The organism is Photobacterium sp. MCCC 1A19761, from assembly GCF_037389125.1.
Classification (GTDB): domain Bacteria; phylum Pseudomonadota; class Gammaproteobacteria; order Enterobacterales; family Vibrionaceae; genus Photobacterium.
Genome location: NZ_JAZGTF010000022.1, coordinates 1 through 13,315, shown reverse-complemented (window position 1 = coordinate 13,315; position 13,315 = coordinate 1). Strand labels below are relative to the sequence as shown.

Below are 13,315 nucleotides of genomic sequence, written 5' to 3'. Positions count from 1 at the left end.
CACCAAAATAATTACCGAATACTACACTAAAATTGTCTTTCCTTCATAACTTCGTCGACAGTTAAATCAGGGTGTTTTATTGCTGGCTAGCTTTTCACCAATTTTCTTTGCTTAATGGGTTGCCACAAGCCCCTTTTTCACGTAACATTCGCGCCCTATTGATGACAAGATTAAGCGCATACCCATTGCCCAAAATTTATCCGGCAAATGGCCTATGCGGAAAAGCGGAGTAAGACATGTACGCTGTTTTCCAAAGTGGTGGTAAACAACACCGTGTAAGCGAAGGCCAGACCATTCGCTTAGAAAAACTAGACGCTGAAACTGGCGCTAGCGTTGAGTTCGATTCAGTTCTTCTGGTTGCTAATGGCGAAGAAGTAACTGTTGGCGCACCTTTCGTAGCTGGCGGTAAAGTAACTGCTGAAGTAGTTACTCACGGTCGTGGCGATAAAGTAAAAATCGTTAAGTTCCGTCGTCGTAAGCACTCTCGTAAGCAAATGGGCCACCGTCAGTGGTTCACTGAAGTCAAAATTACTGGCATCAGCGCTTAATAACAGGAGAATTTAAAGATGGCACACAAAAAAGCTGGCGGTTCTACTCGTAACGGCCGTGATTCAGAAAGCAAACGCCTAGGTGTTAAGCGTTTCGGTGGCGAATCTGTACTAGCAGGTAACATCATCGTTCGTCAACGTGGTACTAAATTCCACGCTGGTAACAATGTAGGTTTGGGTAAAGACCACACGCTTTTCGCTCTGTCTGACGGCAAAGTGAAATTCGAAGTGAAAGGTCCTAAAAACCGTAAATTCGTTTCTATCGAAGCTGAATAATTCAGACTCGACAAGAATGATAAAGCCCTGCCTTCCGGCGGGGCTTTTTGTTATGGGGATGGGGAATGCCGAATCAAAACCCGACCGCCGGGCTGTTGCTGGCCTTGGTTACGGTCCTGTTCTGGGGCGCGCTGCCGATTGCCATGAAGCAGGCCGTCGAGGTGATGTCGCCCCAGACCATTGTCTGGTACCGCTTCCTGACGGCGGCCGTCGGGCTGGGGGCATGGCTCCACTGGCGAGGCCAGTTGCCTAAACTGAGCGCCCTGAGCGTCTCTGGCGGCGTCCTCTTACTGGCGGCAAGCCTGGGCCTGGCCAATAACTTTGTCCTGTTTAACACGGCGCTGAGGTACCTGAGTCCGGCAGTCGTAGGCGTGATTATTCAACTGGCGCCGATGATTTTGCTGCTGTCGAGCGTTTGGTTGTTCAAGGAGCAATTGGGCCGGCACCAGATCATCGGTGTGGGCTGTCTGGTGCTGGGACTGGGACTCTTTTTTAATGAACGGCTGGTCGAATTGTTTACCAGCCTGTCGGACTACACCCTGGGCGTCATCATCGCGGTGATGGCTGCCGTGGTCTGGGTGGTCTACGCGTTGGCGCAGAAAGTGATGCTGAAGCACTTCAGCTCACCTCAGATCCTGCTGATGATCTATGTGATCTGCACGATCATGCTGACGCCGCTGGCATCACCGGCGCAGATCCAGCTGATGGATCCCCGCCAGCTCGGGATGCTGGCATTTTGCTGTATCAATACCCTGGTGGGTTATGGGGCGTTTGCCGAGGCAATGGCCCGCTGGCAGGCATCGCAGGTGAGTGCGGTGATCACTCTGGCCCCTTTGTGTACGATTGTGTTTGTCGACCTGGCCAGCTGGTTTTGGCCGCAGTATGTTGCTGCGACGCCACTCAATGCACTGGGTTATCTGGGAGCTGTCGTGGTGGTCTGCGGGGCGATGTTCAGTGCGATCGGCCATAAGCTGATCAGGCAGCATAACTAGCTCAGGTCCGTTACAATAGGTTAATAGCGATCGGGTAAGTGACGTGCCTGGTCGACAGAATTGAGCACGCCATAGTGCGGAGAAGAAGATGAAGTTTGTAGATGAAGCGGTAATTAAAGTTGATGCTGGTGACGGTGGCAACGGCACCGTCAGTTTCCGACGTGAGAAATATGTCCCGAAAGGGGGCCCGGATGGCGGTGACGGCGGTGATGGCGGTGACGTATACCTGCTGGCCGATGAAAACCTCAATACCCTGATTGACTATCGCTTTGAACGATTCCATGCCGCCCAGCGTGGCGAGAACGGCCGCGGCGGTAACTGTACCGGGAAACGGGGCGAAGATTGCGTGCTGTCGGTGCCGGTCGGGACCCGGGCGATTGATGAAGAAACCGGTGAGGTGATTGCCGATCTGACCCAGCACGGGATGAAGGTCATGGTCGCCAAAGGTGGCTTCCACGGGCTGGGTAACACCCGTTTTAAGTCGTCAGTGAACCGGGCACCGCGCCAGAAAACCATGGGTACCAAAGGCGAAGTGCGTCAGCTGCGTCTGGAGTTGCTGCTGTTGGCTGATGTCGGCATGCTGGGGCTACCGAACGCCGGTAAATCCACCTTCATTCGCTCGGTCTCTGCGGCGAAGCCGAAAGTGGCGGATTATCCGTTTACCACGCTGGTGCCAAGCCTGGGTGTGGTCCGGGTGGATAACGAGCGCAGCTTTGTGGTCGCTGATATTCCGGGGCTGATCGAAGGCGCGGCCGATGGCGCCGGGCTGGGGATCCGCTTCCTGAAACACCTGGAGCGTTGCCGGGTATTGCTGCATATGATCGATCTGCTGCCGGCCGACGGCTCTGATCCGGTTGAAAATGCCTTTACCATTCTCAATGAGCTGGAGCAGTATAGCGACAAGCTGGCGAATAAGCCGCGCTGGCTGGTGTTCAACAAGGTGGATCTGCTACCGGAAGAAGAAGCACAGGCCAAGATCGACGAGGTCCTGGATGCGCTGGCATGGGAAGGGGATTACTACTGCATCTCCGCCCTGAACCGCATGGGCACCAAAGAGCTGACCTATGATCTGATGGCACAGATTGAGAAAATGCCGGTCGAGATCATCGAGGAAGAAGAGACCGAAGAGAAGAAAGTTGCGTTCAAGTGGGATGATTACCACGAAGCGCAGGTCAAGAAAGTCGAAGATGATGATGACGACGACTGGGATGACTGGAACGAAGATGATTACGATGTGGAAATTATCTACAAACCGTAATCCCGCCTGACGGTCGAATGTTGCAAAGATAGCCGCTCCTCGGAGCGGCTTTTTTGTGTCTGGTCAACGCAGCGGAATCCGGATAGCCTGATAATTGCGCGATAACGATGGAATGGAGAAGGAAACATGGCGGAAATGGAGCCGCGGGTGTTAACAGAGCCGGCGCAGCGGGAGATCTCCCGGTTGGCCGTTTTGGCCGGTCAGCGGCTGTTGCAGCATGGGGCCGAGAGTACCCTGGTGACCGATGTCACCAGCCGGCTTGGTCTGGCGCTGGGCGTCGAGAGTGTGGAGGTGTCGCTTTCGCCAAGCTCGATGGTGATCACCACGCTCAGCCAGGGTCGTTGTATTACGACCACCCGACGCTGCCAGGATCGCGGGATCAACATGCAGGTGGTGACGGAAATTCAGCGGGTGTGCATTATGGCTGAACGCGGGGTGCTGGGTGTCGAGGAAGTCCATCAGCGGCTCAACCGGATCCAGCCGCTGCGCTATAACCGCTGGCTGGTGGTGGCGATGATCGGTCTGTCCTGTGCCTCGTTCAGCCGGTTGGCCGGGGCGGACTGGCCGGTGTTCTGGCTGACATTTGTCGCTTCGGCGATCGGGATGACGGTGCGCCAGGAAATCGGTCACCGTCACTTTAACCCGCTGGTGAATTTCGGTATCACGGCTTTTGTCACGACCTTAATTTCCGGGTTGGGCGTGGTGTGGCAAATCGGGGAAGCGCCGTTTTTGGCGATGGCCTCCTCGGTGTTGATGCTGGTGCCGGGGTTTCCGCTCATTAATGCGGTGGCGGACATGGTCAAAGGCTATGTCGATATGGGGATTGCCCGCTGGGTGATGGCAAGCCTGCTCACCCTGTCAACCAGTATGGGGATCGTGGCGGCGATGAATATTCTTGGTGTCTGGGGGTGGATCTCATGATGGTCGGGGAATTTTTGCTGGCGCTACTCAATGATATGTTCTTTGCCATGATCCCGGCGGTTGGCTTTGCCCTGGTCTTTAATGTGCCGCATAAAGCCCTGAAATATTGTGCGATTGGTGGCGCGCTGGGCCACGGTAGCCGCTTTGTGCTGATGCACTGGGGCGTGCCGATTGAATGGGCAACCCTGGGCGCTGCAACGCTGGTGGGCATGATCGGGGTCCACTGGTCGCACCGTTTTCTCGCCCATCCCAAAGTGTTTACCGTGGCAGCCATGATCCCCATGGTGCCCGGGGTGTTTGCGTTCAAAGCCATGATTGCCCTGGTTGAAATCAACCATCGCGGATTCAGCCCCGAGCTGTGGACCCTGTTGATGGAGAATGTTATCAAAGCCGTATTTATTGTTGCTGCCCTGGCCATCGGGCTGGCAATGCCGGGCCTATTGTTTTATCGTCGCCGACCAGTGGTCTAGATTTGCGAGGGGAACAGAATGAAGATCAGTATGATCGCCGCGATGGCACATGACCGGGTGATCGGCAAGGACAATGCGATGCCGTGGCATCTGCCGGCCGATTTTGCCTGGTTCAAACAGGCAACTATGGGCAAGCCGGTGGTGATGGGTCGCAAGACGTTTGAGTCCATTGGCAGGCCATTGCCGGGACGCCACAACATCGTGATTAGCCGCAATCCGGATTTTCAGGCTGACGGCGTGACCGTGGTGAACGATATTGCTGCGGCCAAGGCTGCGGCTGGATCGGTGGATGAGCTGATGATCATTGGCGGTGGGGCCATCTATACCGCCTGCCTGGCGCAAGCCGATCGCCTCTATCTGACGTTTATTGACGTCGAGGTGACAGGCGATACCCGGTTTCCGGACTGGGGCGAAGGCTGGCAAGAGGTGCATCATGAGTCTTACGCCGCCGATGAGAAAAATGCCCACGACATGCGGTTTGTGATCCTGGAGCGAGCCGCCGGCGCCTGAGGGCTTTGACGCTTCAGATGCCTGAGGACTTTTATGCTTCAGACGCCTGAGGGCGTTCGCGCTCCATTCGCCCGGCAGCGCTGAGGTGTCGGGCGTCGAAGGCAAGCGATAAAGCCTGAGATCAAGTTTGAGATCAAAAAGGGCTGACCTGCATCAGGTCAGCCCTTTTGTGATTCAGCACAGGGGGCCGGGTTATGCGTAAGCCGGGCAGGCTTTTTCGAAACGGGCGCCGTCTTCCCAGCGTAGCAGGGTCATGCTGTTGCCCCAGACGCAGCCGGTATCGAGGCCAATCACTTGCGAGTCCTGGTGTCCCATCAAGGCTGCCCAGTGACCGAAGATGACGGTTTTCTCCAACGGTGGGCGCGGCAGGCGAAACCAGGGCGTCAAATCACCGATGCCCGGATCATCCGGCGACAGTTTGCATGCCATATCCAGCCGGCCGTCCGGGTAACAGAAGCGCATCCGGGTCAGGGCATTGATGGTATAGCGGTAGCGGGCGATGCCGCTCAGGTCGGGGTGCCATGCGTCCGGACCATTACCGTACATATTCTCCAGCAGCCAGAGGAAATCCCGGCTTTGCAGACAGGCTTCGACCACGCGGGCCTCGCGGCGGGCAGTGGCCAGATCCCAGTGCGGGGGGATCCCGGCATGGACCATCACAAACGGGTGCTCGGGGTGCTCAGCCAGCAAGGGCTGGTGGCGCAGCCAATCGAGCAGTTCATCACGATCTGGCGCATCGAGGATCGGCTGCACCTGATCGCGCTTTTTGACTTTGGCCAGCCCGTGGGCGGCAGCGAGCAGGTGGAGGTCGTGGTTGCCCAGCACCACGGTGGATTTATCCCCTAAGCTTTTGACATAGCGAAGGGTTTCCAGAGATTTAGGGCCGCGGGCGACCAGATCGCCGGAGAGCCAGAGTTCGTCGTGTTGCGGATGAAAACAGGCCTGATCCAGCAAGTCGCAGAGATCGTCAAAACAGCCCTGAATGTCGCCGACCAGATACGTCGCCATGTTGTGCCTTAGTGCAGAATGTTCGGGAGAGACAGCCGGAACGGTGCGATATCCGCTTTGAAATGCTCACCCTGCTCATTCACCATGACATAGTGGCCCTGCATCACCCCGAGCGGGGTTTCGATAATGGTGCCGCTGGTGTAGGTATACTCTTCATGGGCAGCAATGCTCGGTTGCTCACCGACTACCCCTTCGCCGTCGACGATCAGGGTTTTGCCGTTGGCATCGGTGATCTGCCAGTGACGCTTGAGCAGCTGAGCGCTACCGTGCCCTAGATTGCAAATCGTGATGGTGTAAGAGAACACATAGCGTTGGTTTTCAGGCTCGGATTGCTCTTCGAGATAGTGCGTGACCACTCTGCATTTGATGGTTGGGATCGCCTTGGATGTCACAGTTTTGCTTCCTTTCGTTGGCTGTTGCCCGGACCGGCGGCCCGGGCAGACGGATGACCCGTTAGGATGGCTGATGGTTGGCATCCAGCCAGTTGGCCATTGCAACGAACTGCTCCAGTGTCAGGTTTTCCGGACGCATGTTCGGGTTAACCCCCAGTGCTTCCAGTTGCTCGACGGTTAGCAGTTGCTTGTAGCAGTTGCGGATGGTTTTACGGCGTTGGTTGAATCCTTCGCGGCACACCCGATCCAGCCATTTCAGGCTGGTACACGGATGCGGCAGCGTTTCATACGGCATCAGGCGGACGACGGCAGAGTCCACTTTCGGCGCCGGCTTGAAGGCCGACGGCGGCACTTCCAGCACCGGGGTGACCTTACAGTAGTACTGCGCCATGACGGTCAGACGGCCGTAGGCTTTGCTGCCCGGACCGGCAGCCAGACGGTTCACCACTTCTTTTTGCAGCATGAAGTGCATGTCCTGCACATGGGCATGGAAGCTGAACAGGTGGAACATCAGCGGCGTCGAAATGTTGTACGGCAGGTTGCCGAAAATCCGCAGCTTGTTGTTCTCTTTGATCAGTTGCGTGAAGTCGAAGCGCATGGCATCGCCTTCATAGATCGTCAGCTTGCTACCCAGATCCGGATGGTTACGCAGGCGCTCGGCCAGATCCCTGTCCAGCTCGATGACCGAGAATTTATCGACCTGTTTACCGACCGGCTCGGTGATCGCGCCCAGACCCGGGCCGATTTCCACCAGGTTCTGGCCCGGTCTCGGGTTAATGGCCGAGACAATGCCGTCGATGATGTATGGGTCGTTCAAAAAGTTCTGACCAAAGCGCTTACGGGCGCGGTGGCCGAGATGGACCTGATCGCTGCTCATGTTTGTTTTTCTACCAATTCAAGGGCGTGCGATAGCGCTGTCCGAAGGCTACCGGTGTCCGCCTGTCCGGTACCGGCAAGTTCCAGTGCGGTACCATGATCTACTGAAGTTCTGATAAAGGGCAGGCCGAGCGTGATGTTGACCGATTTGCCAAAACCTTTGAATTTCAGCACGGGCAGCCCTTGATCGTGATACATCGCCAATACTGTATCGGCATCGGCAAGATATTTTTCCTGGAAGATGGTATCGGCCGGCAACGGACCGATCAAATTCATACCTTCTTCCTGGCGAAGTTTTTCCAGGGTCGGGGAGATCACTTCGATCTCTTCCATGCCCAGGCAACCGTCTTCGCCGGCATGCGGGTTGAGCCCGCACACGTAAATTTTCGGCTGGGCAATCCCGAACTTGTTGACCAGATCGTCATGCAAGATCCGGATCACCTGCTGGAGCCGCTCCTCGGTGATGGCTTTCGATACATAAGCCAGCGGGATATGCGTGGTGACTAAGGCCACACGCAGCCCTTCGGTGGCCAGCATCATGACGACCTGGGAGGAATTGGCCTTGTGGGCAAAGAATTCGGTATGCCCGCTGAATGAGACCCCGGCGCGGTTAATCACGCCTTTGTGGACCGGGCCGGTGACCACGGCAGCGAACTCGCCGCTGATGTTGCCGTCGGCTGCCCGGGCCAGGGTGTCCAGCACATAGTGGCCATTTTGCTCGTTCAGCTCCCCGGCGATGACTTGGGCGGCAAGGGCATGGTCGGCAACCACTAGCGTACCGGCCTGGTGTGGCCGGGCCGGTTGGGCCGGATCATACGGAATCACTTGCAGCGGAAGTCCCAGCTGGGCCGCACGTTCTACCATAAGCTGGGCATTAGCACAAATCACCAGCTCATGCGGCCAGTCTTCCTGGGCCAGGGCGATCACCAGATCCGGACCAATCCCGGCGGGTTCGCCGGGGGTGATCGCGATACGTTTAACTTGGGTCATTGGTTTCTTCCGGCTTTTCGATATAAGCCCCGGCACGCAGCTCTTGCAGCCATGCCTGGGCTTCTTCGTTAAATTTGCGGCTGAACAGGATGCGATAGGCGCGGTTTTTCACCGCCGCATCCGTCCGGTCGACATCACGTCGTTCCAGGACTTCGACAATATGCCAGCCGTGGACCGTCTTGAACGGTTCGCTGATGGTGCCGACCGGCAAGGTTTCGACCTTGTCCTTAAACGCCGGCACGTAAATATCCGGCGTTTGCCAGCCCAGCTCACCGCCGTTGGCAGCAGAGCCCGGATCGGCGCTCAGGGCCTGGGCCTCATCCGCAAAACTCTTCTCTCCGGCCATGATAGCACGTCGCGCCTTCTCCAGCTGACGTTTGGCACCCTCATCGCTCAGAATGACCGAGGTCTTGAGCAGAATATGGCGGGCATTGACTTCGGTCACCGAGACGGTTTCCAGTCCCTGAACCTCGTTGATCTTGAGAATATGGTAGCCCACGCCGCTGCGGAACGGGCCGATAATCGCGCCTTTGCCGCTGCTGCCGAGCTGGTCGGCAAAGATGGTCGGCATTTCTTCTTTACGCATCCAGCCCCACTGGCCGCCCTGCAGGGCTTTCGGACCCTTGGAGTAGCGATAGGCCAGGTTGGCAAAGTCTGCGCCCTGCTTGAGTTGCTGGACCAGCTCCTTGGCTTGTTGCTGGGCAGCTTCCCGCGCTTCGGCACTGGCATCTTCGCTGATCCGCAGCTGGATGTGGCTGATATTGTAGCTGGTGTCTTGCAGGTTTTGCTTGTTCAGTTGCTCGGCCAGCAGCTCGACTTCCTGTGGCAGAATGTTGATCCGGCGGCGCACCTGGATGGTGCGGGCTTCGCTGGCGGTCAGGTCGCGGCGCATTTGCTCGCGAAAGACGGCAAAGCTGATGCCGTTGTCAGCCAGGTACTGGCGCAGTTGGGCGACCGACATCTGGCGCTCTGCCGCCAGCTGGCTGATCGCCTGATCCAGGCGGTTGTCGTCGATCCGGATTCCGAACTGATCCGCCTGCTGGATTTGCAGGGCTTCGATGATCAGTTTTTCCATGATTTGATCGATCAGGATGTCATCGGACGGCAGCGGCTGGTTCTGACCGGCGGCATTCATGCGCACGGTTTTCAGCATGGCATCGACGTCGCTTTGCAGGATCACGCTGTCGTTGACGATGGTGACCACTTTATCGAGTTGTTGCGGGGCAGCAAAGCTACCGGCGGCCAGGCTCCACAAGGTCAGGCCCAGCAGGGAAGACTTCCACTTTTTCATACATCTTTCCATTTGTGCGCATCAGCGCGTTCTTTCAGCTCAGCCGCGGCTTAGGCCGCGGCGGCTGAATCAGTTATTGAGGTAGAAAGGACGGCCATAGGCAATGGCATTGCCGCCGTCGGCATTCGATAAGTTCGCCGGTGTGGCCCCCGCCAATCCGATCAGGCTGAAGGAGATACTGAAGTTCTGTTCGTATTCGGCCGATTGGGTGTTGACGTTACTGCGCGACTTCATGTACTCGTTGTAGCCCAGGCTGATCATCCAACAGGCTGAGCGGTAGTTCAGGGTGATCTGGCCTTCCAGCATCTGGTTTTCGGTCAAATCATGGTAGTAGTCCCCGCGCAGGCTCAGGCTGCCATACACCGGGAACCCGGTTGAGAAGCCCAACTGCGAGATCCCTTCTTCGGTGTAGTTATCAATCTGATCGTTATCCGGCAGGCTCTGCTGGATGTATTCTTTCGATACATAGCGGTAGTTGAGCTGGCTGAACACATCATCCTGGCGGTACTCGATGGCGGCGTTGGCAAACTGCATGACATCTTCGCTGGCGTCATATTGCAGGCTGCCGTGGAAGAACAGCCAGTCATCGTAGTTGAAGTCGGACTCAAACGCCGAGGCCGAGTAGCTCGGGGAAGATTCGCCAGCTTCGTCCAGGTTGCGGCCAGAATTGTTGAGATAGAAAATCTGGCCGAACGACAGGTTGAAACGTTCGATAAATTCACTGTCGAAGAAACGGGTGGTTGCCCCGACCGTGAACTGGTTGGCCGCCGCGATCCGGTCGACGCTGGAGTAGCGGCGATCGCGGAACAGGCCGTAGTAGTCGGTCTGCAACAAGGTGGAGTCATAGCTTGAATAGATATCCTGTTGCTCGACATCTTTCACATACAGGTACTGAACTTGCGGTTCCAGACTCTGGGTGTAGTCCTCGCCCCACAGCCAGGCATCCCGCTCGAAGTACAGGCCGCTGTGGATCCGTGCGCTCGGTACGGTTCGGGTTGCGGTTTCCTCGAGTGAGGCCAGCTCATCCACATTGGCATTAAAATCCTGATTGTAATAGGTATACATCAGTTTTGCCTCGGACGTGAGCGACCACCACGGGGTGGCGTACGGCAGAGTCAGGGTGGGCTCCAGGTGGAGCCGGTCTGCAGACGGCTTATTGTCGGCATCGTTTTCAAACCGGCTGAAATGGCTGTTCAGCTGAAAGTCGAAGCCGTAGGGCATGTCCGGGCGGTAATAGTTAAACGCCAGTTGCGGCAGCAGCTTGTAGTTTGACGAGACGCCCGGTGTCAGGGCCTGGAAATTCCGAACCCGCAGCGTGGAATCCCAGTAGCGCTCCCGGTAAGAGACTTCTCCGGTTTGCAGCAGGTTATTGTCTTCCCGCTCACCGATGTTGGAATCGATGTCGGCAAAATAGTTCACGTCACTGACTTTGCTGTAGTCGACTTCGAACAGCCAGTGCTGGTTGTACATACCGTTGTGGGTCCAGTTATAGCCCCAGCGCGGATCGCCGTCGGGCGATTCCTGATCATTCCCCAGATATTCCCCGCGCAAATGACCCGTCCCTGCTTCCGTCAGGTAACGGAACTCGGTATTGAGCTGCAAGCCTCGGTTGGTCATGTACTTCGGAGTGATCGTCATGTCGTAGTTGGGCGCGATATTCCAGTAAAATGGCGTTTCGAGCTGAAATCCGTCCCGGGAGCCGTAGCTGAGCGACGGATACAGGAAACCGGTCAGACGTTGATCTCCCACAGGCACCCGCAGGTACGGCAGGTAAAAGACCGGCACATCGGCGACTTCAAACCGGGCGTTATACAGGTCGGCAAACGGCGAGTCAGCCTCGCGCTCGATGCTGGAGGCGGTGAACTGCCAGCTTTTGTCTCCCGGCGGACAGGTGGTATAGGTCCCGTTTTTCAGCCGGTAGTAAGAGATGCCGTTTTTGGTCACCCGCTCGGCTTCACCCCGGCCGGCTTCGCAGGTCATATTGTAGACGGCGTTGTTCATCTCAGAGTCCTCGGTGTCGAGGTTGCTCTGGATGCGGTCGGCATAAACTTCAATCGAGCCGTCGTGGAAATAGACATTGCCTTCGGCCGTGACGACATTCTCCGGCTGGTGCAGGGTGGCCGTATCCGCCGCGACGGTGCGGTGTCCTTGTTGCAGCACCACGTCGCCGGAATAGGTCACTTTCCGGTTTGGTTGCGCTTCTGCAGTATCGGCACTGACGGTGATCGGTTCGTTGTTCGGATCGGCCGGTTGGTCCTGAGGCGCCAGACAGGTGCCCCGAACCATCTCCAGGTGATCGGGCGTGCCATTGACAGCCGCAGACTCATCATTGACATCTTCGCTTAAAGCAGGGGTCTCGGAAGCCATGGCCTGGCCATAAAGCGCGAGGCTGATCATGGTAGCCAGTAAGCTGCGGGAAGTTAATGACATCTAGTTACACTTTCCTGTATTCATCTATAGCGCGTTTGAAATCGGATTGTTGGTGCTTTTTGCAAGCATTCCCGATAAATGCCAGCTATCATAATGCAAATTCAGCCCGACAGCATCTCTTGGCGTTGCGAAGGCCGGGTAAAGTCGAAGAAATATATCTAAATTTAGCAAATTACCAGAGAGTAGAGAATGCAGGTTTGGGGCAAGATTTTAGGCGCATTTTTTGGTTTCCTCCTTGGTGGACCGTTTGGGTTACTGTTAGGCCTTTTTCTCGGCCATAAGTTCGATAAAGCGCGGACAAATATTTATTCTGGCGGGGGTTTTGGCGGATTTGGTGCCGGACGCGCCAACAGTGCCGAGCGGCAGGCCGAGTTTTTCTACGCCGGCTTTGCGGTAATGGGCCACCTGGCGAAATCCAAAGGCCGGGTGACCCAGGATGAAATCCGGGTCGCCAGCGCCCTGATGGATCGCATGGGGCTGCATGGTGAATCGCGCCACCAGGCGCAGAATGCGTTCCGGGAAGGCAAAGAAGAGGACTTCCCGCTGGGGGAAACCCTGACCCGGGTTCGCATGAGCTGTGCCGGACGGTCGGATTTGCTGCAGTTCTTTCTTGAATTGCAGATCCAGGCCGCCTTTGCCGACGGCAGCTTGCATCCGCGAGAGCGGGAATTGCTGCACGTGATTGCCCGCGGCCTGGGTTTCTCGGCCCAGCAGCTGGAGCAGCGGCTGCATATGCAGGAAGCGGCATTTCGTTTCCAGCAGGGCGGCTTTCAGCAGCAATATCAGCAACAGGGCGGGTTCCGTCAGGCACCGACCCGGGATCAACTGGCCGATGCGTATGAACTGCTGGGGGTGTCTGCCTCCGCGACGGCGCAGGAGCTGAAACGGGCCTACCGTAAGCAAATGAATGAGCATCACCCGGACAAGCTGGCAGCCAAGGGCCTGCCGCCGGAGATGATGGAGCTGGCGAAGCAGAAAACTCAACAATTGCAGGCGGCGTATGATCTGATCCGCAAGGCAAAAGGGCTCAAGTAGGCGCCCGGCAAGTTATCGCAGCGTTCAATACGGCCCGGTCCAATGACCGGGCCGTGTTTTTTTGGGGGCTTCAGAGTTGATTTTTCGGCTGGCCGGCGACAAAGCCGTTGAGGTTATCGACCAGCTGGTCGGCGAGTGCCTGAATCGCCGAGTCGGATCCCCAGGCAACATGCGGGCTCAAGAGCAGGTTCGGTAAGTGGGCGTTGGCGATGAGCGGGTTGTGGCTTGGTGCCGGCTCCTCGGTAAAGACATCAACTCCGGCGCCGGCGAGGGTGCCTCGGGTTAACGCATCAACGAGGGCTTGCTCGTCGACCAGCC

At 56.9% G+C, this 13,315-nt stretch carries 15 protein-coding genes; 8 read left to right on the top strand and 7 right to left on the bottom strand.

The window, feature by feature from the left end; all coding sequences use genetic code 11:
- Positions 1–236 precede the first annotated feature (236 nt).
- The 7 genes from rplU (at position 237) to folA (ending at position 4,975) form a co-directional block, all read left to right on the top strand.
- Positions 237–548 (top strand): 50S ribosomal protein L21, encoded by a 312-nt coding sequence (rplU, locus tag VV869_RS17900; protein ID WP_047880949.1) that lies wholly within the window; start codon positions 237–239, stop codon positions 546–548.
- Between the two features lie 18 nt (positions 549–566).
- Positions 567–824, top strand: coding sequence for a 50S ribosomal protein L27 (rpmA, locus tag VV869_RS17895; RefSeq protein WP_007467532.1), 258 nt, complete (start codon positions 567–569; stop codon positions 822–824).
- A 65-nt stretch (positions 825–889) separates the two neighbouring features.
- Positions 890–1,816 (top strand): DMT family transporter, encoded by a 927-nt coding sequence (locus VV869_RS17890; protein WP_337736280.1) that lies wholly within the window; start codon positions 890–892, stop codon positions 1,814–1,816.
- An 88-nt stretch (positions 1,817–1,904) separates the two neighbouring features.
- Entirely contained in the window at positions 1,905–3,074 is a 1,170-nt protein-coding gene (gene cgtA, locus VV869_RS17885; RefSeq protein WP_337736279.1) for an Obg family GTPase CgtA, read from the top strand.
- Positions 3,075–3,200: 126 nt separating this feature from the next.
- Complete coding sequence (locus VV869_RS17880; protein WP_337736278.1) at positions 3,201–3,995, top strand: threonine/serine exporter family protein; 795 nt, start codon at positions 3,201–3,203, stop codon at positions 3,993–3,995.
- A complete protein-coding gene (locus VV869_RS17875) occupies positions 3,992–4,465 on the top strand; it encodes a threonine/serine exporter family protein (RefSeq protein WP_337736277.1) in 474 nt (157 codons plus the stop codon). The genes VV869_RS17880 and VV869_RS17875 overlap by 4 nt, the downstream gene beginning before the upstream one ends.
- 18 nt (positions 4,466–4,483) lie before the next feature.
- Positions 4,484–4,975 (top strand): type 3 dihydrofolate reductase, encoded by a 492-nt coding sequence (gene folA, locus VV869_RS17870; RefSeq protein ID WP_337736276.1) that lies wholly within the window; start codon positions 4,484–4,486, stop codon positions 4,973–4,975.
- Between the two features lie 192 nt (positions 4,976–5,167).
- Here folA and apaH read toward each other — a convergent pair whose 3' ends face one another.
- The 6 genes from apaH to lptD all read right to left on the bottom strand — a co-directional run bounded on the left by apaH (position 5,168) and on the right by lptD (position 11,962).
- Positions 5,168–5,983 carry a bis(5'-nucleosyl)-tetraphosphatase (symmetrical) ApaH gene (gene apaH, locus VV869_RS17865; RefSeq protein WP_337736275.1) on the bottom strand — a complete coding sequence of 272 codons (816 nt, stop codon included), beginning with the start codon at positions 5,981–5,983 and terminating at the stop codon, positions 5,168–5,170.
- Positions 5,984–5,991: 8 nt separating this feature from the next.
- Positions 5,992–6,375 carry a Co2+/Mg2+ efflux protein ApaG gene (apaG, locus tag VV869_RS17860; RefSeq protein ID WP_337736274.1) on the bottom strand — a complete coding sequence of 128 codons (384 nt, stop codon included), beginning with the start codon at positions 6,373–6,375 and terminating at the stop codon, positions 5,992–5,994.
- A gap of 61 nt (positions 6,376–6,436) precedes the next feature.
- Positions 6,437–7,252: a 16S rRNA (adenine(1518)-N(6)/adenine(1519)-N(6))-dimethyltransferase RsmA gene (rsmA, locus tag VV869_RS17855; RefSeq protein WP_337736273.1), complete on the bottom strand. Its 816-nt coding sequence runs from the start codon at positions 7,250–7,252 to the stop codon at positions 6,437–6,439.
- On the bottom strand, positions 7,249–8,241 hold the full coding sequence (gene pdxA / locus VV869_RS17850; RefSeq protein WP_337736272.1) for a 4-hydroxythreonine-4-phosphate dehydrogenase PdxA: 993 nt from the start codon (positions 8,239–8,241) through the stop codon (positions 7,249–7,251). The genes rsmA and pdxA overlap by 4 nt, the downstream gene beginning before the upstream one ends.
- Positions 8,228–9,532 carry a peptidylprolyl isomerase SurA gene (gene surA, locus VV869_RS17845; RefSeq protein ID WP_337736271.1) on the bottom strand — a complete coding sequence of 435 codons (1,305 nt, stop codon included), beginning with the start codon at positions 9,530–9,532 and terminating at the stop codon, positions 8,228–8,230. The genes pdxA and surA overlap by 14 nt, the downstream gene beginning before the upstream one ends.
- 69 nt (positions 9,533–9,601) lie before the next feature.
- Positions 9,602–11,962 carry an LPS assembly protein LptD gene (gene lptD / locus VV869_RS17840; protein WP_337736270.1) on the bottom strand — a complete coding sequence of 787 codons (2,361 nt, stop codon included), beginning with the start codon at positions 11,960–11,962 and terminating at the stop codon, positions 9,602–9,604.
- A gap of 189 nt (positions 11,963–12,151) precedes the next feature.
- On the opposite strand from lptD, the gene djlA reads away from it, so the two are divergent.
- Positions 12,152–12,997 (top strand): co-chaperone DjlA, encoded by an 846-nt coding sequence (gene djlA, locus VV869_RS17835; protein WP_337736269.1) that lies wholly within the window; start codon positions 12,152–12,154, stop codon positions 12,995–12,997.
- Positions 12,998–13,067: 70 nt separating this feature from the next.
- Here djlA and VV869_RS17830 read toward each other — a convergent pair.
- Positions 13,068–13,315: NAD(P)-dependent oxidoreductase (locus tag VV869_RS17830; protein ID WP_337736268.1), on the bottom strand; the 248-nt coding region annotated here is incomplete at its 5' end.

Bases quoted from the DNA above. Each gene is read 5' to 3' on its own strand.
- rplU (WP_047880949.1), top strand. From the start codon at position 237: ATGTACGCTGTTTTCCAAAGTGGTGGTAAACAACACCGTGTAAGCGAA.
- rpmA (WP_007467532.1), top strand. From the start codon at position 567: ATGGCACACAAAAAAGCTGGCGGTTCTACTCGTAACGGCCGTGATTCA.
- VV869_RS17890 (WP_337736280.1), top strand. From the start codon at position 890: ATGCCGAATCAAAACCCGACCGCCGGGCTGTTGCTGGCCTTGGTTACG.
- cgtA (WP_337736279.1), top strand. From the start codon at position 1,905: ATGAAGTTTGTAGATGAAGCGGTAATTAAAGTTGATGCTGGTGACGGT.
- VV869_RS17880 (WP_337736278.1), top strand. From the start codon at position 3,201: ATGGCGGAAATGGAGCCGCGGGTGTTAACAGAGCCGGCGCAGCGGGAG.
- VV869_RS17875 (WP_337736277.1), top strand. From the start codon at position 3,992: ATGATGGTCGGGGAATTTTTGCTGGCGCTACTCAATGATATGTTCTTT.
- folA (WP_337736276.1), top strand. From the start codon at position 4,484: ATGAAGATCAGTATGATCGCCGCGATGGCACATGACCGGGTGATCGGC.
- apaH (WP_337736275.1), bottom strand. From the start codon at position 5,983: ATGGCGACGTATCTGGTCGGCGACATTCAGGGCTGTTTTGACGATCTC.
- rsmA (WP_337736273.1), bottom strand. From the start codon at position 7,252: ATGAGCAGCGATCAGGTCCATCTCGGCCACCGCGCCCGTAAGCGCTTT.
- pdxA (WP_337736272.1), bottom strand. From the start codon at position 8,241: ATGACCCAAGTTAAACGTATCGCGATCACCCCCGGCGAACCCGCCGGG.
- surA (WP_337736271.1), bottom strand. From the start codon at position 9,532: ATGAAAAAGTGGAAGTCTTCCCTGCTGGGCCTGACCTTGTGGAGCCTG.
- lptD (WP_337736270.1), bottom strand. From the start codon at position 11,962: ATGTCATTAACTTCCCGCAGCTTACTGGCTACCATGATCAGCCTCGCG.
- djlA (WP_337736269.1), top strand. From the start codon at position 12,152: ATGCAGGTTTGGGGCAAGATTTTAGGCGCATTTTTTGGTTTCCTCCTT.